The organism is Ruegeria sp. H6 (assembly GCF_056532975.1).
Window position 1 is genome coordinate 1 of the sequence record NZ_JBQFOA010000017.1, and the last position, 22,584, is coordinate 22,584.

General features: G+C 58.8%; 21 protein-coding genes. 6 read left to right on the plus strand and 15 right to left on the minus strand.

Annotation, left to right across the window (positions count from 1 at the left end):
- The first annotated feature begins 61 nt into the window (after positions 1–61).
- A complete protein-coding gene (locus ACR0AG_RS20350; RefSeq protein WP_480842193.1) occupies positions 62–493 on the plus strand; it encodes a universal stress protein in 432 nt (143 codons plus the stop codon).
- Between the two features lie 5 nt (positions 494–498).
- On the opposite strand, the gene ACR0AG_RS20355 is transcribed toward ACR0AG_RS20350, so the two are convergent.
- Genes ACR0AG_RS20355 through ACR0AG_RS20365 form a run of 3 tightly spaced genes read right to left on the minus strand, consistent with a single transcriptional unit; the run spans position 499 to position 4,581 of the window.
- Entirely contained in the window at positions 499–1,533 is a 1,035-nt protein-coding gene (locus tag ACR0AG_RS20355) for a lipocalin-like domain-containing protein (protein WP_480842195.1), read from the minus strand.
- Positions 1,523–3,937, minus strand: coding sequence for an FtsX-like permease family protein (locus tag ACR0AG_RS20360; protein WP_480842197.1), 2,415 nt, complete (start codon positions 3,935–3,937; stop codon positions 1,523–1,525). The genes ACR0AG_RS20355 and ACR0AG_RS20360 overlap by 11 nt, the downstream gene beginning before the upstream one ends.
- Positions 3,934–4,581, minus strand: coding sequence for an ABC transporter ATP-binding protein (locus tag ACR0AG_RS20365; RefSeq protein WP_480842199.1), 648 nt, complete (start codon positions 4,579–4,581; stop codon positions 3,934–3,936). Before ACR0AG_RS20365 ends, ACR0AG_RS20360 begins: the two co-directional genes overlap by 4 nt.
- A 170-nt stretch (positions 4,582–4,751) precedes the next feature.
- Here ACR0AG_RS20365 and ACR0AG_RS20370 point away from each other — a divergent pair, with 170 nt between their 5' ends.
- On the plus strand, positions 4,752–5,186 hold the full coding sequence (locus ACR0AG_RS20370; RefSeq protein WP_480842201.1) for an ion channel: 435 nt from the start codon (positions 4,752–4,754) through the stop codon (positions 5,184–5,186).
- Here ACR0AG_RS20370 and cls read toward each other — a convergent pair.
- The 3 genes from cls to ACR0AG_RS20385 form a co-directional block, all read right to left on the minus strand.
- A complete protein-coding gene (gene cls / locus ACR0AG_RS20375) occupies positions 5,183–6,595 on the minus strand; it encodes a cardiolipin synthase (RefSeq protein ID WP_480842203.1) in 1,413 nt (470 codons plus the stop codon). The genes ACR0AG_RS20370 and cls overlap by 4 nt on opposite strands.
- A 19-nt stretch (positions 6,596–6,614) precedes the next feature.
- Positions 6,615–7,589 carry an HAD family hydrolase gene (locus tag ACR0AG_RS20380; protein ID WP_480842205.1) on the minus strand — a complete coding sequence of 325 codons (975 nt, stop codon included), beginning with the start codon at positions 7,587–7,589 and terminating at the stop codon, positions 6,615–6,617.
- Between the two features lie 72 nt (positions 7,590–7,661).
- Positions 7,662–9,272 (minus strand): arylsulfatase, encoded by a 1,611-nt coding sequence (locus ACR0AG_RS20385; RefSeq protein WP_480842207.1) that lies wholly within the window; start codon positions 9,270–9,272, stop codon positions 7,662–7,664.
- Positions 9,273–9,468: 196 nt separating this feature from the next.
- Here ACR0AG_RS20385 and ACR0AG_RS20390 point away from each other — a divergent pair, with 196 nt between their 5' ends.
- Positions 9,469–10,149: a Crp/Fnr family transcriptional regulator gene (locus ACR0AG_RS20390; protein ID WP_480842209.1), complete on the plus strand. Its 681-nt coding sequence runs from the start codon at positions 9,469–9,471 to the stop codon at positions 10,147–10,149.
- A gap of 3 nt (positions 10,150–10,152) precedes the next feature.
- Here the strand turns inward: ACR0AG_RS20390 and ACR0AG_RS20395 are convergent, their stop codons facing one another.
- The 7 genes from ACR0AG_RS20395 to ACR0AG_RS20425 all read right to left on the minus strand — a co-directional run bounded on the left by ACR0AG_RS20395 (position 10,153) and on the right by ACR0AG_RS20425 (position 17,483).
- Positions 10,153–11,376 carry a hypothetical protein gene (locus ACR0AG_RS20395; protein WP_480842211.1) on the minus strand — a complete coding sequence of 408 codons (1,224 nt, stop codon included), beginning with the start codon at positions 11,374–11,376 and terminating at the stop codon, positions 10,153–10,155.
- A complete protein-coding gene (locus ACR0AG_RS20400; RefSeq protein WP_480842213.1) occupies positions 11,373–12,875 on the minus strand; it encodes a VWA domain-containing protein in 1,503 nt (500 codons plus the stop codon). The genes ACR0AG_RS20395 and ACR0AG_RS20400 overlap by 4 nt, the downstream gene beginning before the upstream one ends.
- Positions 12,872–13,855, minus strand: a complete 984-nt coding sequence (locus ACR0AG_RS20405; RefSeq protein ID WP_480842214.1) for a VWA domain-containing protein — start codon at positions 13,853–13,855, stop codon at positions 12,872–12,874. The genes ACR0AG_RS20400 and ACR0AG_RS20405 overlap by 4 nt, the downstream gene beginning before the upstream one ends.
- Complete coding sequence (locus ACR0AG_RS20410; protein WP_480842216.1) at positions 13,855–14,328, minus strand: DUF4381 domain-containing protein; 474 nt, start codon at positions 14,326–14,328, stop codon at positions 13,855–13,857. The genes ACR0AG_RS20405 and ACR0AG_RS20410 overlap by 1 nt, the downstream gene beginning before the upstream one ends.
- Positions 14,325–15,269, minus strand: a complete 945-nt coding sequence (locus ACR0AG_RS20415; protein WP_480842218.1) for a DUF58 domain-containing protein — start codon at positions 15,267–15,269, stop codon at positions 14,325–14,327. The genes ACR0AG_RS20410 and ACR0AG_RS20415 overlap by 4 nt, the downstream gene beginning before the upstream one ends.
- A gap of 21 nt (positions 15,270–15,290) precedes the next feature.
- Positions 15,291–16,268: an AAA family ATPase gene (locus ACR0AG_RS20420; protein WP_480842220.1), complete on the minus strand. Its 978-nt coding sequence runs from the start codon at positions 16,266–16,268 to the stop codon at positions 15,291–15,293.
- A gap of 129 nt (positions 16,269–16,397) precedes the next feature.
- Positions 16,398–17,483 (minus strand): AI-2E family transporter, encoded by a 1,086-nt coding sequence (locus ACR0AG_RS20425; protein WP_480842222.1) that lies wholly within the window; start codon positions 17,481–17,483, stop codon positions 16,398–16,400.
- A 190-nt stretch (positions 17,484–17,673) separates the two neighbouring features.
- Between ACR0AG_RS20425 and ACR0AG_RS20430 the strand changes: the two genes are divergently transcribed.
- The 3 genes from ACR0AG_RS20430 to ACR0AG_RS20440 all read left to right on the plus strand — a co-directional run bounded on the left by ACR0AG_RS20430 (position 17,674) and on the right by ACR0AG_RS20440 (position 20,696).
- Positions 17,674–18,513 carry a YihY/virulence factor BrkB family protein gene (locus tag ACR0AG_RS20430; RefSeq protein WP_480842224.1) on the plus strand — a complete coding sequence of 280 codons (840 nt, stop codon included), beginning with the start codon at positions 17,674–17,676 and terminating at the stop codon, positions 18,511–18,513.
- Positions 18,510–20,411, plus strand: a complete 1,902-nt coding sequence (locus ACR0AG_RS20435; RefSeq protein ID WP_480842226.1) for a cytochrome c3 family protein — start codon at positions 18,510–18,512, stop codon at positions 20,409–20,411. The genes ACR0AG_RS20430 and ACR0AG_RS20435 overlap by 4 nt, the downstream gene beginning before the upstream one ends.
- A 90-nt stretch (positions 20,412–20,501) precedes the next feature.
- Entirely contained in the window at positions 20,502–20,696 is a 195-nt protein-coding gene (locus tag ACR0AG_RS20440; RefSeq protein ID WP_480842228.1) for a hypothetical protein, read from the plus strand.
- A gap of 5 nt (positions 20,697–20,701) precedes the next feature.
- Here the strand turns inward: ACR0AG_RS20440 and ACR0AG_RS20445 are convergent, their stop codons facing one another.
- Both ACR0AG_RS20445 and ACR0AG_RS20450 read right to left on the minus strand, forming a co-directional pair.
- Positions 20,702–21,418 (minus strand): RlmE family RNA methyltransferase, encoded by a 717-nt coding sequence (locus ACR0AG_RS20445; RefSeq protein ID WP_480842229.1) that lies wholly within the window; start codon positions 21,416–21,418, stop codon positions 20,702–20,704.
- The gene (locus ACR0AG_RS20450) at positions 21,418–22,530 is read right to left on the minus strand and encodes a Ppx/GppA phosphatase family protein (protein ID WP_480842231.1); all 1,113 of its coding nucleotides are present in this window, start codon (positions 22,528–22,530) and stop codon (positions 21,418–21,420) included. Before ACR0AG_RS20450 ends, ACR0AG_RS20445 begins: the two co-directional genes overlap by 1 nt.
- Positions 22,531–22,584 lie beyond the last annotated feature (54 nt).

The window sequence follows — 22,584 nt, forward strand, 5'->3', positions numbered from 1 at the left end:
CCCTCATCGCCTTCCTGCAAAAAAACCGCGCAGCCCGCACAAATGAACAAGAGGTAACACCATGATAAAATCCGTCCTCTGTGCCGTGGATATCAGCAATGATGATCTGGATGCGGGCGTTCTGAAACGTGCCGCCGTGCTCGCCGATCTGGATGGCGCACAACTGGATGTGGTGACGGTTCTGCCGGACTTTGGGGAAAGCTGGGTGTCGGGCTTTTTCGACACCAGTTTCCATGAAAAGGCATTTGCCGCTGCCCATGACAAGCTGATCGCGACTTGCGCAGCGACCCTGGGGGAAGAGCGGAATGCCAAGGTTCGGCACATCGTCGCAACGGGCACCGCCTATCAGGAAATTCTGCGCACGGCGAACGAGGCCAACAGCGATCTCATCGTCATTGGTGCACATAAACCGGACCTGAAAGATTATCTTCTGGGCCCAAATGCGGCGCGGGTTATCAGGCATTCCACCGCTTCGGTCTATGTGGTGCGATAGCCGCGTCAGTACCCGGTCATTTCAAGATAACCGCGCCCGGCGTGGCTGCCGCTGACGCGCACCGGGCCTTCCCAATATTCGAAACGTGTGCCCATCCACGCGTCTGGCGTCAGGGCCTGGATTTCGACATCCAGATCCCGTTCAGGCAATTCGATACGCCATTGCGTTGGAACATCCCGCCCGGTCACGCGGTCGGTGGCCTGCGGGGTCAGCCGGATGGCCCCGTTCGGGATCGACTGTGACTGTCCGTCCGCATGGATCCATGTCGCCGAGGTGAAATCGCCACGATCTCCGCGCAGCTTGAACGCCATCAGTTTTTGCCCGTCTTCAAAGCTGAGTGAAAACCAATCCCAACCGCTTTGATCCGCAGCCAGCGGTTGCGAAGACCATTCCCGGTCCAGCCAACCCTGTCCGGTGACCGCGATTTCCGTTCCCTCCACGATCAGGGTCCCTTCGATCGCGTAGAACGGCTGCGAATAGTAGTAACTGGCCTGGCCGTCCTGTGACTTGACGGAAAATCCCGCGTCCCCGTGAAAAACCAAGGGCCCTTGTGCGCTGAGCGAGAGATCATAGCCAAAATCCGGCCCAGAGGCGGCAAGTGACAATTCGTCAAAGCTGTCGCCGCGCATGTGCCAATCGTCGATCCAGGCCTCGAACGGTTCAGCTGTCACGCCTGCCTGACCGATCCCGCCGCGCGACAATCGTTCCGAAAAATAGTGCTTTTGCGGCGTGGTCACTGCCGCATGGCCCATCCAGATCTGGGGGCTTTGCCAGCCCTCAACCTCAAACGGTTTCAGCGCCGAGCGGAACAGGGTCCACTGGATGCCGTAATCCTGACCGTCTGCGCCTTGCAGATTGGCCGTCAGGTACCACCATTCGATGCGATAGGCGGGGTGGGGTCCGTGATCCCTGGGGAACTCGAACGTGTATCCGGCACGGGGTACGTCGAACCCTTCTGCATCACCGCCCAATCCGGCATAGCCCTGCGCCATTGCCGCAAAGGGTGTGATCAGACATATCAGCAGCGCCTTAACGTTCATTGGCAAAAACCCTCAGCAGATCGGCAGGCGGCACCTTCCTGAGGCGCAGGGCGGGCAGGGCAGCAGCCAGCGCGGCGGCCAAAATCGTCAGAGCAAAAAGGCCAGCCCAGGCGCCGGGAAACAGATACATCGGAAGCTGCCAACCAAATGCTTCGACATTGACGACGGCCAGCAACACCCAGGCCAAACTGAGGCCCAGTGGCAAGGCAAGGCAGGCCGTCAATGCTGCCAGCAGGACGCTGCGCAGCAGCTCCAGCCAGGCCAGGCGGGCACGGGTCATCCCAAGCGCCCAGACAGGGGCAATCTGCGGCAGGCGTTGTGTCCAGAGAGTCAAAAGACTGGTCAGGATCGCGAACCCGGCAACGCCCAGTGTCAGGACGTTCAGGGCCGAGGTTACGACAAATGTGTTCTCAAAGATCGCTATGGACTGTGCCTTCATCGCGTCTTGGCGGATCACGCCGGAAGGTGGCAAGTCGAAACGGTCCCGCAGCGCCTGCGTCATGGCTGCGGTCTGCGCCGGGTCCATCCGGATGCCAAACCGGCGCGTGCCGACATCGGGTGCGATGTCATCAAACAGCGGCATCGCGACAATGGCCTGCCCGGTCGGGTTGCCATAATCGGAATAGACTCCTGCGATCTCAAGCACTCTGTCAGGTGCAAGTTCCAGCACCTGTCCGGGCCACAGATCGGCGCGGCGGGCCAGTTGTTCGTTGATCAAAACGGCTCCGTTTTGCATGACGTCCGACCAGACGTTTGAACTCTTTGCGATCAAGGGCCAATGGTCGCGATAGGTGTCGTGATCGACAATGCCATACAGGAACAATGGGCCGGTTTCATGCGACAACTCGGTCCGGCGGATCGGCAAAATGGCGTCCACTTGCGGCGCCAGCCAGGTTGTCAGGTCCCGCATCTGGTCTTCATCTTGGGCGGTCACGTAAAGCTCAGAGGTCAGGCGTTGGTCAAGCCAGCCGATAAAGGTCAACCGAAAGCTCGACACCATCGTGCCGACGCCGATATTGGCCGCCAGCGCCAGCAAAAGCGCCATAAGCGCGAGGTTCAGGCCCGGCAGTTGAGCCTGCATATCCGCCCATATCCACTGCGCAACGGGGCCTTTGGCCGTTCCGGCGCAGGTGTTCAGAACGCGCGACAGCAGTAAGGGCAGCAGCAAGGCCGACCCGGTCAGCAGGCCCGCCAGCAGGGCAAAGCCGCCGATCAGGCCACCTATTGTGGCGTAGAGCGTCAGTCCAACCGCGCCCAAAGCCAGACCAATCCCTGCGGACAGGTGACGACCGGACTCAGTGCCGCGCCATGCACGCAATCCGGGGCCTTGCAGCAGGGGTAGGCGGGACAGGCGCAGCAGGGCCTGGCTGCTGGCCACCAGGGTACCGCCAAGTGCCATGAAAAGCCCGGCAGCGGCCCATTGGGGGCGCAGCGACAACTGCCCATCCACCGGCGCGCCATAGAGCCCGCGCAATGTAGCCGATACATCCGGCAGCAGTGCACCCGCCAGGAAAAAGCCTAAGGTCAGACCCAACAGCCCACCGATACAGGCCAGGAAGACAAGCTCGGACAGGAGCAACGTGATCAGCCGCCGCATCGGCATACCCAGCGCGCGCAGTGTTCGGATCATGCCGCGCCGCTGCGCAAAGGCCAGGCCGACGGTTCCGTGCACGATGAACAGGCCGACGGCAAAAGACAGCAGCCCAAACGCGGACAGGTTCAGGTGAAAGCTGTCGGTCAACTGTGCGGTATCAAGCTGGTCCGAGGCAGGCACCCGCTGCAGGTTCGGGGCCAGATCCGACAGCGGCGTGAGCCCTGCAGGTTGGTCCGCAAGGATCATCAAGCGTGAAATCTGTCCCTGCCGGTCCAACAGCTGTTCAGCAACGCCAATGTCGGTCAGGACAAATCCCGGAGGCAGAGACGCGCTGGCGAATGCGGGTGGGAAAGATGGGGTGTCGTCGAACAGATGCGCCACGTCATTGGAAACCAACAGTCGCCCGGGCGCTGTCAGAATGTCGGCAGGTTCAATGGGATCATCGCCTTGTTCCGCCTGCGTGACAGCCGGTACCGCAGGATAGGACACCATATCCACGCCCATCAAACGGACGCTCTGATCGTTGACCAAAAGCGAGCCCTCCAACACGGCGGCCAGTTGCCAACCCGCTCGGCGCAGCGCGACATATTGCGAGACCGGGATGAAACCGGACGGTGCCTGCAAGGCGTCGAATTGGCCCAGCGCCAGCTGACCACTGGCACGGGCATAGCTGGCCCGGGCCTCGGCATTGATCGCCTGTACGGCAGACCACAGCCCCGTTGCCAGCGCGATCCCGGTCAGCAGCGTGATCAGCTGCAATTTGTGGCGCCGCCAATGGGACCACAGGAACTGAATGGCGGCGGCTGTCATGTGATCTGCCCGCCAGACAAGTGGAGACGCCGATCCAGCCGCGCGGCGATGTCCGATGAATGAGTGACCAGAAGCAGCGCCGTCCCCGTTTCTGCAACCAGTGTCAGCATCAGGTCCAAAACCACTCGACTGGCCGTTTCATCCAGGTTCCCCGTTGGCTCATCTGCTAGCAATAGCATGGGTTTGGTCGCCATAGCTCGACCAATCGCCACCCGCTGCTGCTGCCCGCCCGACAGCTGCTCGGGGTAGCGGTCCAGCAGGTCGGACAGACCCAGAGTCTCGGCCAGATGTGTGGTCCAGGCGGGGTCCTCACGATCCGCAAGGCGCGCGTGAATGGACAGGTTCTGTGCAACGCTAAGCGACGGGATCAGGTTGAATTGCTGAAAGACCAAAGACAGATCGCACCGCCGGATAGCGGCCCGCCCGGCATCGTCCAGCGGCGAATAAGCCGTGTCGTTCAGCCAAATCTCGCCCCCATCAAACCCATCGAGCGCCGCCGCCAAATGCAGCAACGTACTTTTGCCGCTACCGCTTTCGCCGGTCAAAGCAAGGGTTTGACCCTGGTCGAGGGTGAGGGAAACATCCAAAAGGACAGGGCGCCCGCCCGAATAGGTTTTTTGCAGGTGTTTAATTTTTAGCAGCATCAGTTGATCCCATTCGCGCCTGTCACAATGTGCAACGCCGAAGTCGGATGTCCATAGAGGACAAGCCGCGCGCAGAAAATGTCGCGGCAAATGGTACCATGATCTTGTTCAATCTTGCGTTACGGCGCATTCTGATTAGGCGTTTGACGCAAAAAACAAGGGCTTAGTTCATGACCTTATCGCAACAGATTTTTTGGGGCAGCCTGTATCTGGGCCTGTGCTTTCTGATCGAGATCCTGCTGCTGACCTGGTGCGTGCTGGTCATTCGCAAGCTCATGGATCGTTGGGAAAACACCAACGCCATTCTGGCAACCGCCGGTCCGATCAGCGTCGCACTAGTATTTATCATCTTCACGCATACGGTGCAGGTCTGGATCTGGGCGATCGTCTGGGTTTTGGGCGATGTGTTACCGGATTGGAATTCGGCGCTTTATTTCTCGCTCGTGACCTTTACGACGCTGGGCTATGGCGACATCGTTTTGGGCGAACAGTTGCGTATCTTTGGGGCCTTTGCCTCGGTCACCGGGTTGCTGGCGTTTGGCCTATCGACGGCCTTCCTGGTCGCGCTGATGACGCGTGTGTTTCAAGAGAAATTCCTGAATTAGAGGATCGGCGCGAACAGCCGTGCCAACGGCGCGCCGTATCGGATATAGGCTGGCTGCTGCGGCAGCTTGCGCGTCAGCTCATAGCTGGAGTCGAAATCTGTCAGCAGCATATTCGCTGCTGCCTGTGCTGCGCGGGGGTCGAAAAACAGGGCCATGGCCTCGAAATTCAGGCGGAAAGAGCGGTTGTCCAGATTGGTCGTCCCAACCGCCGCCAGACTGTCATCCACGACAAAAGCCTTTTGATGCAGGAACCCGTCGGTATAGCGAAACACCCGGGCGCCGCAGTCGCGGATCTCGTCAAAATAGGCAAAGGCCGCCAGCCAGGGCAGACGATGGTCAATCACCTCGGGCACCAGAATGCGCACGTCGACGCCGCGAAGTGCGGCATGTTGCAGCGCTGTCATGATGTCGATATCCGGCACGAAATAGGGCGAGGCAATCCAGACTCGCTCTTGCGCCGCTGCGATGGCAGAGAAAAACATCATCGCGCCGGTTTCTGTCTCATCGCCGGGACCCGTGGCGACGATCAGGGCGTTCATATCCTGCTCGGATTCGCTGCCGGCCCAATCCAGATCGTCGATCAGATCCTCGCCATGCGCCCAGTGCCAGTCCTCGACAAAGATCAGCTGCAATTGCCGGACGATATGGCCGGTCATCTTCAGATGCGTGTCGCGCCAGCGCCCGAACTTGGGGCTTTGGCCCAGATACTCGACCCCCACATTGTGCCCGCCGATATAACCGATCTCGCCATCGATGATCACGGTTTTCCGGTGATTGCGGTAGTTGAGTTGAAATCGGTGATTGGGCCCGCGTTGTTCACGCGGGTCGGCAACATCAATCCCGGCATCTCTTAACCTGTCCAGATAGGCGGTGGGCAGACCATAGCTGCCGACGGCATCGGTCATGAACCGCACATGCACACCACGTTTCGCTGCATGGATCAGTTTGTCCTGCAACTCTTGCCCCAACGCGTCATCGCGTACGATATAGAACTGGATCAGGATATAGTTCTTTGCGGTCTCGATGGCGTCGAAGATGGATTGAAACGTGGCCTCGCCGTCGATCAGCAACTCTGCTCCGTTCCCTCGGGAAACGGGTAAATGCGCAAGCGCCTCGAAGGGTTTCGTATTGATGCGAAGGCTGTCGACGTCCGGCTTGGAGAAGTCCGCGAAGGTTTTGATCCCTTCAACCACACGCTCGCTTTCCTGTCGCGCGATGCGGTAGCCGCGAAAACGGTGGTGACCCAGAAACAGATAGAGCGGCACGCCCAGAAAAGGAGCGGTCAGCAGGAAGACCACCCAGCCAACCGCCCCCTGAGGGGTGCGCGCGGTCTGAGCGGCACGCACAGCAAACACCGTCGCCGTGCAGTACATGGCGAACACGATCAAAGAAAGCAGTAGTGTCCACATAAGGCGGCCTTTTTTGGGGTCAGTTGGCCCCAGTGTAGATGCGCGACCAGTCATTCGCCATATCCACAATGACCCACCCCATATCCGGGCCCTTGTCCAACCCGTCGACTAGTTTGCCGATGGCGCTTTCGCGGTCATAAGCCCATTCCCGCTCGGCATCCGTGTGGTGGATCAGAACTCCAAGGCGCGGACCTTCGCCCGCAGTGGTCCATTCGATCATCGCGAAATCCCCGTCCGAGTTACCGCCCGCCAGAATTGGGCGCCGTCCGATGGTGCGTTCGATATTGATGGGCTTGCCTTCCTTGTCGTCGATGAATGCGATCCCGGCGGCCTTGGTGATCGTCGGGCTGTCGCCCGAGGTGTCATAGGTGGTCTCACCATATGTCCCCAACACCTGTTCGGGCGGAATGCCATAGGCCTCTTGCGCGAAGACACGCATGAAATGCAGACCACCGCCCGAGACGATGAATGTCTTGAACTCTTCATCCCTGAGGTAGCGCAGCAATTCGACCATAGGCTGATAGGTCATCTGGTCATAGGGCAACCCGGTATCGGGATGGCGTGCGCTGTTCAGCCAATCGGCAACGGCCGCCTGGAACGCGTCCACACTGACGCCGGAATGGGACGCGTTCACAACCTCGATCAGGGCCTTATGACCGCCCTCAAGAACTGTTGCCAAATCGCCTTGCGCGGCGGCCTCAAGCGTCGGAGAGCTCAGGACTGAGGCGTCCTGTTCCGCCATGGCCGCAAGCCGATCCATTGCGAAGATGAACTGGAAATAGACGGGCTGCTCGGCCCACAAGGTGCCGTCATTGTCAAAAACGGCGATGCGTTCTGACGGGGTCACATAGTCGGCGTTTTGCGGGTCGGTAACAGCGTCGACAAAAGAAATGATCCGCTGCTTTGACGCCGAGTCGGTCCAGCTTGGCAGTGGATCGGACAGCGCAGCCAGCGGAAGGACGGCAATAAGGGCAGACAGGGCCAATGATTTCATGAGAATGCTCCGGTTCAAGGTGACAGGGGCCGCGCGTTGGCGGCCCCTGATCCTGTTCAAAAAGGCCAGATCCTAGTTCGAGGTCGGCGTGTTCAGCTTTTCCATAACCTGTTCAAGGTTAAAGCTGGCGGCCTTTTGGCGTGGGGGATATTCTTGGAATGTGGCCAGGAAGTTCCCCACATATTGCTGCGCAGGCACCAGGAAATAGGCGCGGTCCAACAGCCAGTCGTAATAGGTGTTCGACGTGCGGTAAGCGCGCTCGTAAGGATCGCGGCGTAGGTTGACGATCAGTGGGATGCGAAGCTCGGTCCAGGGTTCGATCCAGGCGCGCAGCGTTGCCCAGGCCTTCTGCTCAAGGAAGATCAGCTTCCAGTCGTCATAGCGCAGCGCCGTCAGGTCTCCGTCATCAGAGAAATAGAAGATCTCCGACCGTGGGCTCTCGGTCGTCTCACCGGTCAACAAAGGCAGGATGTTGTAGCCATCCAGATGCACCTTGTAGTCGCGGCCCATTCCTGATGAGCTATAACCTGCTTTCAGCTTTTCCTTGATGTCGGGATCTCCGGCAACCGCCAGATAGGTGGGCAGCCAGTCCATGTGGTGCACGATTTCGTTGGTGATCGATCCGGGCTCGATCTGACCAGGCCAGCGGACCATGGACGGAACGCGCCAGCCGCCTTCCCAGTTGGTGTTCTTTTCGCCCCAGAACGGCGTCGCAGCAGCATCAGGCCAGGTGTTCATATGCGGGCCGTTGTCGGTCGAATAGTGAACGATCGTGTTGTCGGCGATGCCCAACTCGTCCAGCAGGTCCAGCAGCTGACCCACATGCATATCATGTTCGATCATACCGGCGCTGTACTCATCCATCACACGTCCGGCGATTTCGTTCGCCTGCGCGCGCATCTCGTCCTTGACGTGGGTGCGGAAATGCATCCGTGTGCCGTTCCACCAGACATAGAAGGGCTGGCCCTGTTCATGCGCGCGTTTGATGAAGTCGATCGCCGCAGCGACGGTTTCATCATCTACGGTTTCCATGCGTTTTTTGTTCAGTGGGCCGGTGTCCTCGATTTGGCCATCCGCAGAGGATTTGATCACACCGCGCGGGCCATAAGCCTCACGGAAGGTGCGGCCATCGGCCAGAACCATGTCGCCGGGATAATCTTCGTTCTCGGGCTCTTCTTCGGCGTTCAGATGATACAGGTTTCCGAAAAACTCATCAAATCCGTGGTTTGTCGGAAGATGTTCATCTTTGTCGCCCAGATGGTTTTTGCCGAACTGACCGGTGACATAGCCGTGGTCTTTCAGCAATCCGGCAATGGTTGGGTCTTCGGTCTGCATTCCAAGATCGGCACCGGGCAGCCCCACTTTGGACAGGCCGGTACGATAGACCGACTGGCCCATGATATAGGACGAACGACCGGCGGTGCAGGATTGCTCGCCATAATAGTCGGTGAAGATCATGCCTTCTTTGGCGACCCGGTCGATATTGGGCGTCTGATAACCCATCAAACCCATTGTGTAAGCCGAGATGTTGGACTGGCCGATATCGTCACCCCAGATGACCAGGATGTTCGGCTTTTGATCCTGTGCCCAGGCCGGCAATGCCAATGCGACGGCAACAGTGGCCACAGCAAGCTTTTTCAGTTTGCCGTGCCAATGACCGGTAAAACTGCGTGGTGGTGACATGATGATCTCCTGAACTGAGCGAACCAAAAGGTCCCGGGATATAATCTGTTTGCGGGCGGCGTGTTTCACTGAAACGAGCGCCACCAAGGGTTTGATTCTCGGAAAAAAATGGACCGTCTATTTGGAATCAAACAAGAATAGTCTATGCGATGATGAGGTGTCGAAATTCCTCATATGATCAATTTGAGATATTCTAATGCGTGACCGATCCGTTATTCATCAAAGACTTGCCGCCTCAAGCTGGTTCTCCGGGCGCACAAAGGCGTTTCAGAATGATCTGCTGGATTGCGCGGTTCCAAAATCATTTTCCGAAGATGAGATGCTGTATCACCATGGCGATCCCGCCAACGGGATTTACGCCATTCTGCAAGGAGGTGTTCAGATCACAGCACCCGCTGATGACGGGCAGGAGTTTGTTTTGCACCGCGAAGGATCGGGTTTCTGGATCGGTGATCTAGCCCTTTTTGCCGGAACATCGCGCCTTGTCAGTGTTGGGGCCACGCAGGATACCGAGACGCTGTTCTTTCCCAACACGCGCATAGGTCGTCTTGCGCGCAACAAACCGGAATATGTTCTGGAGTTCTATGCGCTTACGCATGAGAACATGCAAACCGCGCTGCGCATTATGGCCAATATGGCGGTGACCGGGACGGAAAAGCGTCTTGTTTTGCGCCTGCTGCATTTGGACGAAAGCACTGCTAAATCCGACGGATGGATCGTTGTGTCGCAAGAAGATCTGGCGCAGATGATCGCCGTCTCTCAGCCAACGTTGCACCGCAGTTTGCACAAGCTCTCGGATCAGGGGCTGATCGAGATCGGTTATGGCCGCGTGCGTCTGACCGACCGCAGCGCCTTGATTGCGAGTTGCCAAAGCTGAGGTTCAGGGATTCAACGGCGGCAGAGGCGATGTCTCTCGCGCATGTCTGTGATCAAGCGATCTGAGCGCTGCTTGGGCCGCTTTCCAATCCTCGGGGTGTTGGGGGGTATCATTCGAATACCGTGCCGCGCCGATCTGGGTGAGGCAGTCTTCCAACCCACGCGCATGAGATGCGTCGCCACGGGCTTTCCACATCTCTAACGCTGCATATGCGCTCGTTAAATCACAGTCTTTCAACGCCTGTTCCAATTGGTCCAACGCGTATTGCAGAGACGCCTGATACCGGTGCATTCGATCCTGTTTCCAGTTGGAATAGCGCGGCGCAAACCATTTCCACAAAGCCCATGCAGCAAGGGTAAGAATCACCGCCCAAAGTACTAACCTAAAAACACTTTCCAAAGATGGGGGTTCCCGCGGTGGCGCGGCAAGGTTTAGATCAACGGACGGAATCTCTATTGTCTCAACCTTGTTGCTATCCAGGTTGAACCAACTGATAGAAATCGCAGGCAATTGCGCCTGACCGCCATCCTGGGCCAGATAGACGACCTCATCTATGCGCTGGCCGGACAGGATACCGCGCTCTTCCGCCTCGGTTACCTTGGCTTCCTTGGGATAGGCGCGCAACAGCGGATCCTGCGCAGCCGGGATCAGGTCAGGGATCAATAGCGGGGTTGTCCCTGTGATGCTGGCCGTCAACCGGCGCGTCACGGCCCCTCCTGACGCTACATCGGGCCCGCCATCGACAAAATGCTCGACCTTGAAATCCGTCGCTAAGATGAGCGGATCAAGAGACTGCGCACCGTCAGGGATTGTTGCATTCAAGGTAACAGGGGGCAAGGAAACCGAGGCTTGAACAGGATCGTTGGATTCGGGATCGGCAAAGGTGACAGCGACGTTTTGTGCGCTGAAATCAAACGCACCGGTTTGCAAAGGGTACACGCGATAACTGCGCTGAACGCCGGACCAAGTCTCACCCTCCACCGCTTCGCTGATCGGGCCCGAGGCGCGTTCGGGCAGGCGGACCAGCAGGTTTTCCTGTTCCAGCGAGGGGAAAACCGGTGGTGATGGCAAATAAGTCGGCACCAGAACCTTGATCCGCACGATAGCAGGTTGGCCAACTGTCACCGCCTCGGTCGGGGCCTCAATGGTCACCTTGGGCTGCACATGGGATTGCGCCGTAGCAAGTGACGGCAGCAACAAGAACATGAGGATCAGGATGTACCTCATTGGCTTTGCTCCTGATTTTCCAGAAGAAAGCGGTTTTTAAGAAAATCCTGCATATCGGTGTCGATCGAGCTGATCCATTGATCTGCCGACAGCGCACCAGCACCGTCTTCGGGCGCGGTCACCGTCGTATCCGCACCGCGACTGTCGTCGTTGTCGAACACGGTGTCGTCCGCGCCGATACCTGCCTCTTCACCCGTATCCGATTGTTCGCGCGTGGTTTCGACATAGTCGAGTACGGCCTTTGAAACCTCAAGATTGTGCTGCGCTTCGGGCCAATCGGGCCGTCGTTGCAGCGCTGTTTCAAAGGCGGTTATGGCCGGGCGATATTCGCGGTTGCGGATGCGGGCCATGCCTTCGGCAAATGCGGCTTCGGCCGAGTTCTGTTCGGCAAAGATCGCCGCCGCCTCGGGGTATTTCCCTGCACGCAGCAATGCGTATCCCTTGTGGTACGGGTCTTGGAACAGCGTGGCCGCATCGGCATAGCGCTTTTGGTTCATCGCGATTTGCCCCTGTTGATCCGGGGTCAGGAACCAATCCCGCCACCCATCGGCCTGGGCGGGACCAGCGGGCTGGACAGCAAACAGCGCAACCGCCGCCATCCGGATCACCCAGCCACGCCTGAACCAAAGCAAACACAGCAAGGCTGCTGGCCATGCAAATATCCAACCCTGATCCCGCCATTCCAGTCGATCATCGTCGTCCAACGCGTTGATATAGCTGGATTGAACCTCTCGCTGCAGGCGCGTGATGTCGCGGTCATCGTTGGAAAACGGGATGACGGTCGCGCCCGGAATACGGTCCAACTGGGTCAGTCGACCCCCGTCCGGCAGCATGGTCAGGAAGAAGACCGGCGTCTTTTGGCTGTCGAATTCCGAGGCCTGGGCAGGGTCCATATCGTCCAGCACAAACAGGATCGCGCCGGGCGTGTCGCTGGTGTCCAGGATCTCGTTAGCCACGGACAACGCGTCGGAGGCCGCGTCGCCGGGCTCGGGCATGACGGCAGGCGTTAACCCTTCGAGCAAAGGACGAAGCACATTTGCGTCCTCGGTCAGCGGCGCAACCCGATGTGGCGTGCCGGCATAGGCGATCAAGGCGGTTCTGGCCCCGGCGCGGGCGTTGATCAGGTCGGTGATCTTGTATTTGGCGCGGTCCAGCCGAGAGGGCGCGATGTCGCTTTCCTCCATGCTTTCGGTGACCTTCAATGCGACCACCAAGGGCGCGGTGTCAGCGACCAACGGGTTTGGTGCGCGAGACCATGTGGGGCCGGACACCGCAAATGTCACCAGCACGGCAATCAACAGGGCGACATCGATGGGGTGGATGCGTTGTCTCTCATCCGTGCCCAGTTGCAGTGCTGCGGCAAGGTGAGGTGCGATGCCGTTGGGAAGCTCCAATTCTTCTGCGCGGCGGGGTCGCACCCACCACCAAAGCAGAAGGGATGGGATCAGGAAGGTCAGGTAATACGCTCGGATAAAATGAAATTCCGCGATGATACTCATAGCACACCTGCGGTTTTCCGGGTGACGCGCGGCAGCGCCATACCTGCCAATACCAAGATCAGCGCCGCAGCAAGCGGGATATGCGCAAGGCTTTCATGTGGGCGGTAGCTTTGTGTTTCGACCACCCGGGGGTTCAATTGGTCGATCTGCTGGTAGGTCTCTGCCAGCGCAGCTTCGTCATCGGCAAAGAAATAGGCCCCTCCGGTCCGGTTGGCGATATCCTGCAAGGCCCCCAGATCCACCCGATCCTCGCCCGACGCCTCCGGGTCGCCGACGCCGACAGTATAGATGGTAACGCCTTTGTCAGCGGCAATCGCGGCGGCATTTATCGGCGTCATACGGCTTGAGGTGTCGGCCCCATCGCTGAGGACAATCATCAGGCGCTGATCCGCTTCCGAGGTTTCGAACAATCGAATGCCCAACCCGATCGCGTCGCCCAAAGCGGTGTTTGGTCCGGCCATACCAACTTGAGTTTGATCGAGGAAGCCATTCAAGCTCGGCAGATCTTCGGTGAATGGTGCCTGAACAAAGGCGCGGGTTCCAAAGATGACCAATGCGATACGGTCACCCTGGCGTGCGGCGATAAAGTCTCGCAGAACATCCTTGACCGCGGCCAACCTTTGCTGAGGCGCGCCGTCCGTCGTAGTAAAGTCCCGCTGATCCATGGAACCCGAGATATCGAGCGCCAGAACAACATCGCGCGCCGATTTTTCAACCACGACAGGCTCCCCCAGTCTTTCGGGGCGGGCCAGAGCCAAAACGATGAGCAGCCAGATCAACGCGGTCAGCCCGGTCGCAAGTCGCGTTCTGCGGCGCGTGATCGACCCGGATTGAGGATCGACCCTGGCGGCAGCAGCGACATGCCGGAAGAAGGGGATGCGGATCGAGCGGACCGTTTCCTGATAAGCCGGCACGAAGAAGTAAACCGCCAATGGCAGAGGCAGCAATAACAGGGCATACGGGCTGGCGAGGGACAGCATCAGCGGTCACCTCCGACTTTGTGTGTTTTGATCCAGTGGCAGGCAAACTGGGTCAGATCTGGATCAGTGCATGGCCCGGCATATGGCGCGGTCAGCAACGCGTCACGCGATTTCTCTGATAACTTATATTTTACAACACGTTCGGATAGGAAGTTTATCCAATCTTGACCATATAATCCTGCGACTTGGGCACGTGGAAACGCAACCAGCGCTGTTCGGCGCAAGATCGCCGCAATTTTGGCCGCGTCATCAGCTGCCAGTGACACCTCGGCCAAAGCGATGCGCCGGTACGCGTTGGCGCGGTGCTTTTTGAGTACCCACAGAACAATCGCATGCACGAAGGCAAACACGACAATCCCCAGCACCGCCCAACCCCAGGTCTGCGGAACCATCGAAACGGGCAGAGGCGCCGGGGCGGGTTCCAGCATGTCGAGCAGGTCGACCAGCGATTTTCCTTTTGTCTCGATGCTCATCTGTGCGGTCCTGAATGGCCAAACAGCCGCAGCAGCTGGTCCAGCGCCGGCACATCGGTCGTCAGTGGCACAACCGGGAAACCATAGCGCTTGGACCAGCTTTGCAGCTGTGCCAGCCGGTCCTGCATCGCCATGCGAATACGCTTTGAAAGTGCTGGGTCGGTGCTGTTGATTTCAAGCTGCTTGTCGCCGTCGGATACGGTGAGTTTCAGATTGGGTGAAAGAGATTGCGAGGACGGATCAGAAATGTTGAACACTATCAGATCATTGGAGTTTGAAAGCTCCGCCAGATACTTTTCGGACTGATCGTCCAGCCCGTCAAAATCTGAAAACAGGCAAACAAGCCCGTTTGTGCGTGCAATGCGGGTGGCTTGTTTCAGCACGTCGTTCAGCCTGACAGTACCGGTGCGCTGGTCCGCGCGCAGGCTGCAATTCAAAGCGCCAAGCGAGGACAGATAGCGGGTCAGGGCCGCCGGACGGCGTTGTGGCGGATGTTCCGCCAGATCGGTATCGCCGAACACGATCCCACCAATCCTGTCACCCTGCGCCAGAACACGGTGTGCGACAATGGCGGCCGCTTCGGCCGCGATGACCGATTTCATGAACACGCGGGTGCCAAAGAACATCGACACTCGTTGGTCGGTCAAAAGCAGGGCAGGGCGGTCTTTTTCCTCGGTATAGACCCTGATGTGTGGTTCGCCGGTGCGGGCGGTCACCTTCCAGTCGATGGTGCGGATGTCGTCGCCAGGCAGGTAGCCGCGGAGCTCTTCAAAATTCAATCCGCGACCGCGCAGCCGCGACGCGTGCCGACCGCTCAGGATCGACCGCGCCGGCTGCCGCGGCAACAGGCTGATCAGTCGTGCCCGAGCACCTAGGCCTGTCAGATGCCGCGCATCCACGTGGATGCGGGTGTCTTTCGGATCTGAGGCTGATGCGGACATGCGCGGAACAGTCCTTTCTGATCAGGGCAGGGCGACAAGGCGCAGGATTTCGTCGGTCACGTCATTGGTGGATTTCGCATCCCCCTGTGCCTCGAAACTCAGCGAGATGCGGTGGCGGAAGACGTCATGTGCAATGGCGCGGATGTCCGCCGGGTCGACATAATCGCGACCATTCAGCCAGGCGTGCGCGCGTCCGCATTTATCCAGCGCCAGCGAGGCGCGGGGGCTTGCGCCAACCTCGATCCAGCTTGCGAGTTGATCGCTCAGGGCTGCCGGAGTACGCGTAGCCTGCACAAGATCGGCCATGTAGCGGTCCATTGCGTCCGAGACTTGGATCTGGCCAATCTCCGCCCGCGCGGCGAAAACAGCCTCTTGCGGGATGGCCTCTGGTCTTTCCTTGGTCGTGGATTTGCCAGCGGCATTATCTTCGCCACGGACCAGGCGGATCACCTCGACCTCGTCTTCGACCGGCGGATAGGTGATCTGCACATGCATCAGGAACCGGTCCATTTGCGCCTCGGGCAGTGGATAGGTGCCCTCTTGTTCGATCGGGTTCTGAGTGGCCATGACAATGAACAGCGGCTCCATCTTGTGAGTGGTGCCGGATACCGTGACCTGTCGTTCCTCCATCGCTTCCAACAAGGCGGCCTGAACCTTGGCCGGTGCCCGGTTGATCTCATCCGCCAACACGATGTTGGCAAAGATCGGGCCCGGTTCGAACCGAAATGTGCCGCCTTGGTCGGTTTGCTGAAACACCTCTGTACCCGTCACATCCGATGGCAGTAGATCGGGGGTGAACTGGATACGGCTAAAGCGGGCATCCAGATTGCGCGCCATTGCTTTGACGGCCCGGGTCTTGGCCAGACCCGGCAGTCCTTCGATCAGCAGATTGCCATTGGCCAGAAGGCCGATGATCAACCGGTCAATGACATCGGCTTGCCCGATGATCGATTGCCCCATGCGGGATTTAAGATCATTTATCTGATTAAGTGCATTCATTTGGTAATCCCAATCGGCGCCGTAGCGAATGATGGTTCGTACGGAGGAAAACTGATCCGTAATATTGCGCAATACCGGGATGTTAGCAGCCTGACCGCTTTCAATCCAGCACGAGTTCAGATGGCCTCACTAGGCGGAGCGGCGTGGCTCATCCTCTTCGCCCAATCGGCCATCCAGCGACATCATGATCGCCACCGGTCGCAGTGCCGGGATATGGCTGAAGATGATCAGGATACAGACCGTCAGCGGGACGCTGAGGAACGCGCCGATCAGGCCCCAGACGGTTGTCCAGAATGTCAGCGCCAGAATGACCAGAAAGGTCGACATATTCAGCGACCGGCCCAGCATAGCGGGGTCGAGGAAGTTGCCTATCAGGAATTGTATGGTGCCACAGCCCAACACGATCACCAGAAACGGAACGATGCTGTCGAATTGCACCAGCGCGATCAGGGCCGGAAACACCACAGCGATGATCGACCCGATTGAAGGGATGAAGTTCAGCGCGAAGGTCAGCACGGCCCATGTCTCGGCATATTCCAGGTTCAAAACGCGGAAGACGGTATAGCTGATACCGGCGGTGATCAGGCTGATGAGGGTCTTGACCCCGACATAGCGTTGCAGGCTGAAAGATATCGCATCCAGGACCGAGGCAAACTCGGAGCCCAATTGCGGGTTGCCTGCCGCAAGTTGGATCTTTTTGCGAAAGGCCAGACGCTCGGCCATCAGAAAGGCGACATAGAGGCTGATCAGGAAGAACTGGTTAAGCAACGAGGTCGCGCTGCCCAGCAAGACGCGGGCAACATAGGTCATATCCAGACTGATCAGGTTGTCGCGAATAAAGGCGGTCACGTCATTGCCGACCAATCCGGCAATTCGGTTCACGGCCCCGTCAAATTGGGATTCGTAGGTGCCGATCGTGCGGGCAAATTGTGTTGCCTGACTGCCGAGGACATACATGATCATGAACAATCCGGCCAGAACCACGGTGACACCGGCAATATTTGCCAGCCAGATCGGAACCCGTGCAATCGCCATCAGCCGGTCCGCCAGCGCGATGATCAACACGTTGACCAGCAGCGCCATGGTCAGTGGCACCAGAAAGGCCGCGCCCGCGTATAGCCCCAGTACAACCAGCGTTGCCACGATCGAAATGTCCCGGACAACGGGCAATTTCGATCGCGGATGGCTGAGTGTGTCTTTGGGCTCTGGGGTCATTCACCTGCCTTGACTGAGTGTTTCGGAACCGCGGTTCCGGCGTCTTGGGCACAATCCTGCACATGGCTGCGCGTTTATGCAATCCGCTCAGGCGGTTATGGGGCCAAATTTGTGGTCCGTGTCGTTTATACGGTTCCGAAGACGGACGATTGCACTGTAGGGTCGTGATATGAAGTCTTTGCCGATTCACATGCGCAATCCTTATGTGCGGGCCCTCGGGCTGGCCTTGGGCCGGTTTGATAAGAAAAACGGTTTCGTCATGAGCAGCCATGTCGCCATGTCCCTGATGTTGGCCGTTTTTCCTTTTGCGCTGTTCACCGTGGCATTGGCAGGGGCGTTGTCACAGGATTACGTCACCGACGAATTGATCGAGCTGATTTTTGGCGCGTGGCCAAAGGATGTGGCCCAGCCAATCGTATCAGAGCTGCGCGCGGTGTTGGACGGATCCGGGACCGGTGTGATCACCCTGGGTGGTTTGCTGGCAATCTTCTTTGCCTCGAACGGGGTGGTCGCTGTGCGCAAGGCCATGACCCAGGCCTATCATGACACTGACAGCTGGCCGTTCTGGAAAACGCGTCTGATGTGTTTTGTCATCGTCATCATCGGCGGCGCGGCCATTCTGGTCATCGCCGCGGTCGAGGTGGTGCTGCCGGTCTATACGCGCCTCGTTTCAGAAAAAACGGCTGTAAATCTGGATGGGTGGTTTTCGGTGGATCGGCTGCGCTGGACGTTCACGGTGGCACTGCCCGCGATCATCGTGATCTTGGCGCATCTGATTTTGCCGACACGCAGGCACAAGCTGTCCCAGATACTGCCGGGTGTGATTCTGACCCTTGGCCTGTGGGCCGCCGGCGGATGGGGTTTTTCGGTCTATATCTCGAAATTCGCAGAATACAGCGCAACCTATGCCGGGTTGGCCGGCGCCATGGCCGCCCTGATTTTTCTGTATCTGTGTTCCGCGATCTTGATCCTGGGTGCTGAATATAACGGTGCGTTGATGGACCTTCGCGACGAGGATGGCACGGAATGAGGTTCACAGGCGCCGCGTTCGCAGCTTTGTTGGTTTGCGCCGGAACAGTTGCTGCGCAGGATTACGTGGGGTCCGAGGCATGTGTTGAATGCCATCAGGATGAGGTCGCAGCCTGGGAAACCTCGCACCACGCGTTGGCTTGGACCAATGTTGAAAGCGGTTCGGTCGTGGCGGATTTCAACGGCACCGTGTTTGATCATGACGGCATGTCCGTCTCGTTTCGCTTGGCCGCTGGACTGCCATTGGCAGAGGTGACGGAAAAGGATGGGTCTGTCACTGAATACCCGGTTCATTCCGTCGTCGGGATCGAACCCTTGCAGCAATACCTGTTCGAGACCGAGCCCGGTAGATTGCAGAGCTTTGACGTTGTTTGGGACACAGAGAACCAGCGCTGGTTTCACCTCTATCCCGATCAGGATTTGCCGCCGGATGATGGGCTGCATTGGACCGGTCCCTACAAGAACTGGAACGCCAGATGCGCCGAATGCCATGCCACAGGGTTTGTTAAGGACTATGACGGTTCAACGCGGCAATATGCATCTTCGCAGGCCGAAATCGGTGTCGGGTGCGAGGCCTGCCATGGACCGGCCTCGGCCCATTTGGACTGGGTGACCGGTAAGTCGCTGGCGGACGGCTTGAACGAGTACGGTTTTCCGATGAGCTGGGGCAGGGGCCAGACCGAGGCCGAAATCCAGCAATGCGCTGGCTGCCATTCCCGACGCGAGGCGTTGGCGGATGGCAATCCGCTACCGGGCACCGCCTATCACGATGCTTATAATCTGGCGGTGCTGAGACCGGGTCTTTATCACCCTGACGGTCAGATACTGGATGAGGTCTATGTTTACGGCTCGTTCCTGCAATCGAAGATGTACAACAAGGGTGTGGGGTGCATGGACTGTCACGACGCCCACCGGGCCGAGTTGATTGCGGATGGAAATGGCGTCTGCACACAGTGTCATTCGCCCGCAGGCAACCCCGAGTTTCCCTCGCTTGCCTTGCAGAACTATGACACGCCCGAACATCACCACCACCCCGAGGGCTCCGAAGGCGCGCAATGCAAAAGCTGCCATATGATCGAACGGACCTATATGGGCGTGGACGGGCGGCGGGATCACAGCTTTCGAATACCCCGTCCGGATCTTGCATTGGGCGGCGACGCCTGCACGGAATGCCACCGCGACAAAACTCAGATCTGGGCGGCCGCAAAGGTGTCGGATTGGTATCCGAATTCAAACCGACGTGGGCCTCACTATGGTACGGTGTTTGAGGCCTCGGCCCTGGGGCGGCTGGATGATCCGGAAAGCTTGCTGACGATTGCGCAGGACGAGGGTCAGCCAGGCATCGTGCGTGCCACAGCCTTGTTTTTGCTGCAACCTTTTGCGGATGAGGAACTGGCCACACAAACCGCCGATACTTTGAAGGACCCAAATCCTTTGGTGCGCGCGAACGCGGTCCCTCTGCAACGCCCGGCACCCTTGCCAAACCGGGTCGCGCGGCTTGAGCCGTTGCTGTCCGATCCCATGCGTAATGTGCGGATTTCAACCGCCAAACTGTTTCTGGACATCCCCCCTCAAGCCCTGTCTGACGACCAGCGCGCGGCCTCTCAGGCCGGGATGGCCGATTGGCAGGCCAGTATAGCCAACAGGTTGGATTTCCCCGAAACGCATCTGGTTCTTGGCGGGCTGGCCCTGACCATGCGCAATGCGCCCGCCGCCGAAAATGCGTTCCGCGAAGTTGTGACACTGGACCCTCAGCGGGCAGAGGCCTGGCCGATGTTGGTGCAATTGGCGCATATCAATCGTGGACCAGAGGCCGCGATTTCCACCTTGGAAGAAGGGCTTGAAATCCTGCCGCAGGATCCGGCCCTTTTGCAGCTGGCTTTGCAGTTCGGGCGCTGAAAAGGCACCGAACGGGCCGAATTGCGCCACGTTCCCGGCAAATTTCACCCGTAGACGAAAGGTAAGTTACACGTCGTTAAAAGGTGAAACATGTCCGGTCGCTCTGCTACTTTTGTACATCCCGTCGCTGGCCCCCGAAAAGAGAGGCTGGATCAACGCATTGATGAGCTGCGCGCGCGCAAGCCAGCAGATGTGAACCACGGGGATGCGTTGTTGCTGCAAGGGATCGCCGCAGCGTCGCTGCGCGAGCAGCGCCTTGTCGCCGGTCAGATCGATCTGGACTAAGACATTCAGCCGCGAAACCCGGTTGCAACCACGAACTTCTCGGAACTGTCCGAGCGGGACGCGGGCGGTTTCACATTCGCGACCTTGGTGAATTTCTGTTTGAGCAGTTTTTGCAGGTCGCCCTCTGCGCCTCCGGCCAGAACCTTGGCAACAAAAGTGCCGCCTTCTTCCAGCACGTCAAACGCAAAATACGCCGCCGTTTCGCACAACGCCATGATGCGCAGGTGGTCGGTCTGTTTGTGGCCCGAAGATGCAGCCGCCATATCCGACATCACCACATCAGCCTTGCCACCCAGCCATTCCTTTACCTTCTGGTCGGCGTCATCTTCCATGAAGTCCAGAACATGGGTTTCGGCCCCGGCCACCGGCTCAACCTCTTGCAGGTCGATGCCCAGAACCGTGCCGATCCGCTTGCCGGATTTCTCGCCCAACGCGTTCACACGTTTCACTGCAACCTGACACCACCCGCCGGGTGCGCAACCCAGATCAACAATCCGCGCGCCGGGCACAAGAAACCGGAACTTGTCGTCTAACTCCAGTATCTTATAGGCTGCCCGTCCGCGATACCCATCGGCCTGAGCCCGTTTGACATAAGGGTCGTTCAACTGCCGTTCGAGCCATCGCGTCGAACTCAGCTTGCGCCCCCGCGCGGTCTTGACCTTGACCTTCAGATCACGCTGTCCGCGACCTGAGCTGTTTTTTCCACTCGGCGATTTTGCCATCAAAACGGTCCGTCTTCCAATACGCCATCCGCGCTCATCTGCGCATAGAGCAGACCCTCGCGCAGCCCCCGGTCCGCCACGGAAAGGCGGTCGGTGGGCCAGCAGCGCAAGAGGGCCTGCAAAATCGCCGAGCCGGACATGATCAGGGCCTGCCGGTCGTCACCGATACGCGGATCGTGACGGCGGCCATGAGGCCCGAGTTCTAGATAGCCGCGGATGACTTTGTCAATCTGATCGCTGGTCATGCGCAGCCCGTCCACCTTGGTGCGGTCATAGCGTTTGAGCCCCAGATGCGAGGCGGCAACCGTGGTTACCGTTCCGCTGGTGCCAACGATCTGAAAACCTTCGCGCGCTTGTTCGTCCTTGTAGGGCGCGAAATCGGCCAGATGTTCTTCGAAAAACCAGCTCATGAGGGCAAAGCGGGCCGAGTCGTTTTCGACATCGTTGAACTGATCGCGCAGCGTGGCGACGCCCAGCGGAACGCTGATCCAATCCACGACTTTTGCGGCGGGAAACGGGCTTTCGGCCGCATGAAAACCGTTGTGCAGCCGCATGATCGCGGCAGGACGATCGCGGCGCGGGACCGAGGAAATGTCGATCCACACCAGCTCGGTCGAGCCGCCGCCAATGTCCACGACCAACAGCTGTTCTGTTTTGGTCGAAACAAGCGGCGCGCAAGAGATAACAGCCAGACGCGCTTCCTCTTCGGCCTGGATGATCTCAAGCGTCAGACCGGTCTCGCGTTTGACCTGGCGAATGAAATCGCGCGAGTTCTTGGCGCGCCGACAGGCCTCGGTCGCGATCAGGCGCATCCGCTTGACCTTGTTGCGTTTGAGTTTCTGCTGGCAAATGCGCAGGGCTTGCACGGTACGCGCCATGGACGCCCGCGACAGCCGTCCGGTGCGTTCCAGACCCGCGCCCAGTTGCACGGATTTGGAGAAGCTGTCGACCACATGGAACCCGCTGCCCTTGGGCTGGGCGATCAACATGCGGCAACTATTTGTCCCCAGATCCAGTGCCGCATAGAGTGCATCCGGATCGGGTCTTGCCGGCGCGGGGCTTTCGACCGCTTTCGGGAACGCGCCCGCACCTTTGGGACGCTTGGGCGCCATCTTCACGCCCTCCGATTTTCGAGTTGTTTTGACCCTAGGCGGGGTATAGCCGAC

What these genes read in the sequence shown, in the direction of transcription:
- ACR0AG_RS20385 (WP_480842207.1), bottom strand. Translation starts at nt 9,272, where the DNA reads ATGTCACCACCACGCAGTTTTACCGGTCATTGGCACGGCAAACTGAAA.
- ACR0AG_RS20420 (WP_480842220.1), bottom strand. Translation starts at nt 16,268, where the DNA reads ATGAATGCACTTAATCAGATAAATGATCTTAAATCCCGCATGGGGCAA.
- ACR0AG_RS20430 (WP_480842224.1), top strand. Translation starts at nt 17,674, where the DNA reads ATGCGCAATCCTTATGTGCGGGCCCTCGGGCTGGCCTTGGGCCGGTTT.
- ACR0AG_RS20395 (WP_480842211.1), bottom strand. Translation starts at nt 11,376, where the DNA reads ATGAGGTACATCCTGATCCTCATGTTCTTGTTGCTGCCGTCACTTGCT.
- ACR0AG_RS20360 (WP_480842197.1), bottom strand. Translation starts at nt 3,937, where the DNA reads ATGACAGCCGCCGCCATTCAGTTCCTGTGGTCCCATTGGCGGCGCCAC.
- cls (WP_480842203.1), bottom strand. Translation starts at nt 6,595, where the DNA reads ATGTGGACACTACTGCTTTCTTTGATCGTGTTCGCCATGTACTGCACG.
- ACR0AG_RS20445 (WP_480842229.1), bottom strand. Translation starts at nt 21,418, where the DNA reads ATGGCAAAATCGCCGAGTGGAAAAAACAGCTCAGGTCGCGGACAGCGT.
- ACR0AG_RS20350 (WP_480842193.1), top strand. Translation starts at nt 62, where the DNA reads ATGATAAAATCCGTCCTCTGTGCCGTGGATATCAGCAATGATGATCTG.
- ACR0AG_RS20435 (WP_480842226.1), top strand. Translation starts at nt 18,510, where the DNA reads ATGAGGTTCACAGGCGCCGCGTTCGCAGCTTTGTTGGTTTGCGCCGGA.
- ACR0AG_RS20400 (WP_480842213.1), bottom strand. Translation starts at nt 12,875, where the DNA reads ATGAGTATCATCGCGGAATTTCATTTTATCCGAGCGTATTACCTGACC.
- ACR0AG_RS20370 (WP_480842201.1), top strand. Translation starts at nt 4,752, where the DNA reads ATGACCTTATCGCAACAGATTTTTTGGGGCAGCCTGTATCTGGGCCTG.
- ACR0AG_RS20440 (WP_480842228.1), top strand. Translation starts at nt 20,502, where the DNA reads ATGTCCGGTCGCTCTGCTACTTTTGTACATCCCGTCGCTGGCCCCCGA.
- ACR0AG_RS20415 (WP_480842218.1), bottom strand. Translation starts at nt 15,269, where the DNA reads ATGTCCGCATCAGCCTCAGATCCGAAAGACACCCGCATCCACGTGGAT.
- ACR0AG_RS20355 (WP_480842195.1), bottom strand. Translation starts at nt 1,533, where the DNA reads ATGAACGTTAAGGCGCTGCTGATATGTCTGATCACACCCTTTGCGGCA.
- ACR0AG_RS20390 (WP_480842209.1), top strand. Translation starts at nt 9,469, where the DNA reads ATGCGTGACCGATCCGTTATTCATCAAAGACTTGCCGCCTCAAGCTGG.
- ACR0AG_RS20450 (WP_480842231.1), bottom strand. Translation starts at nt 22,530, where the DNA reads ATGGCGCCCAAGCGTCCCAAAGGTGCGGGCGCGTTCCCGAAAGCGGTC.
- ACR0AG_RS20405 (WP_480842214.1), bottom strand. Translation starts at nt 13,855, where the DNA reads ATGCTGTCCCTCGCCAGCCCGTATGCCCTGTTATTGCTGCCTCTGCCA.
- ACR0AG_RS20410 (WP_480842216.1), bottom strand. Translation starts at nt 14,328, where the DNA reads ATGAGCATCGAGACAAAAGGAAAATCGCTGGTCGACCTGCTCGACATG.
- ACR0AG_RS20365 (WP_480842199.1), bottom strand. Translation starts at nt 4,581, where the DNA reads ATGCTGCTAAAAATTAAACACCTGCAAAAAACCTATTCGGGCGGGCGC.
- ACR0AG_RS20380 (WP_480842205.1), bottom strand. Translation starts at nt 7,589, where the DNA reads ATGAAATCATTGGCCCTGTCTGCCCTTATTGCCGTCCTTCCGCTGGCT.
- ACR0AG_RS20425 (WP_480842222.1), bottom strand. Translation starts at nt 17,483, where the DNA reads ATGACCCCAGAGCCCAAAGACACACTCAGCCATCCGCGATCGAAATTG.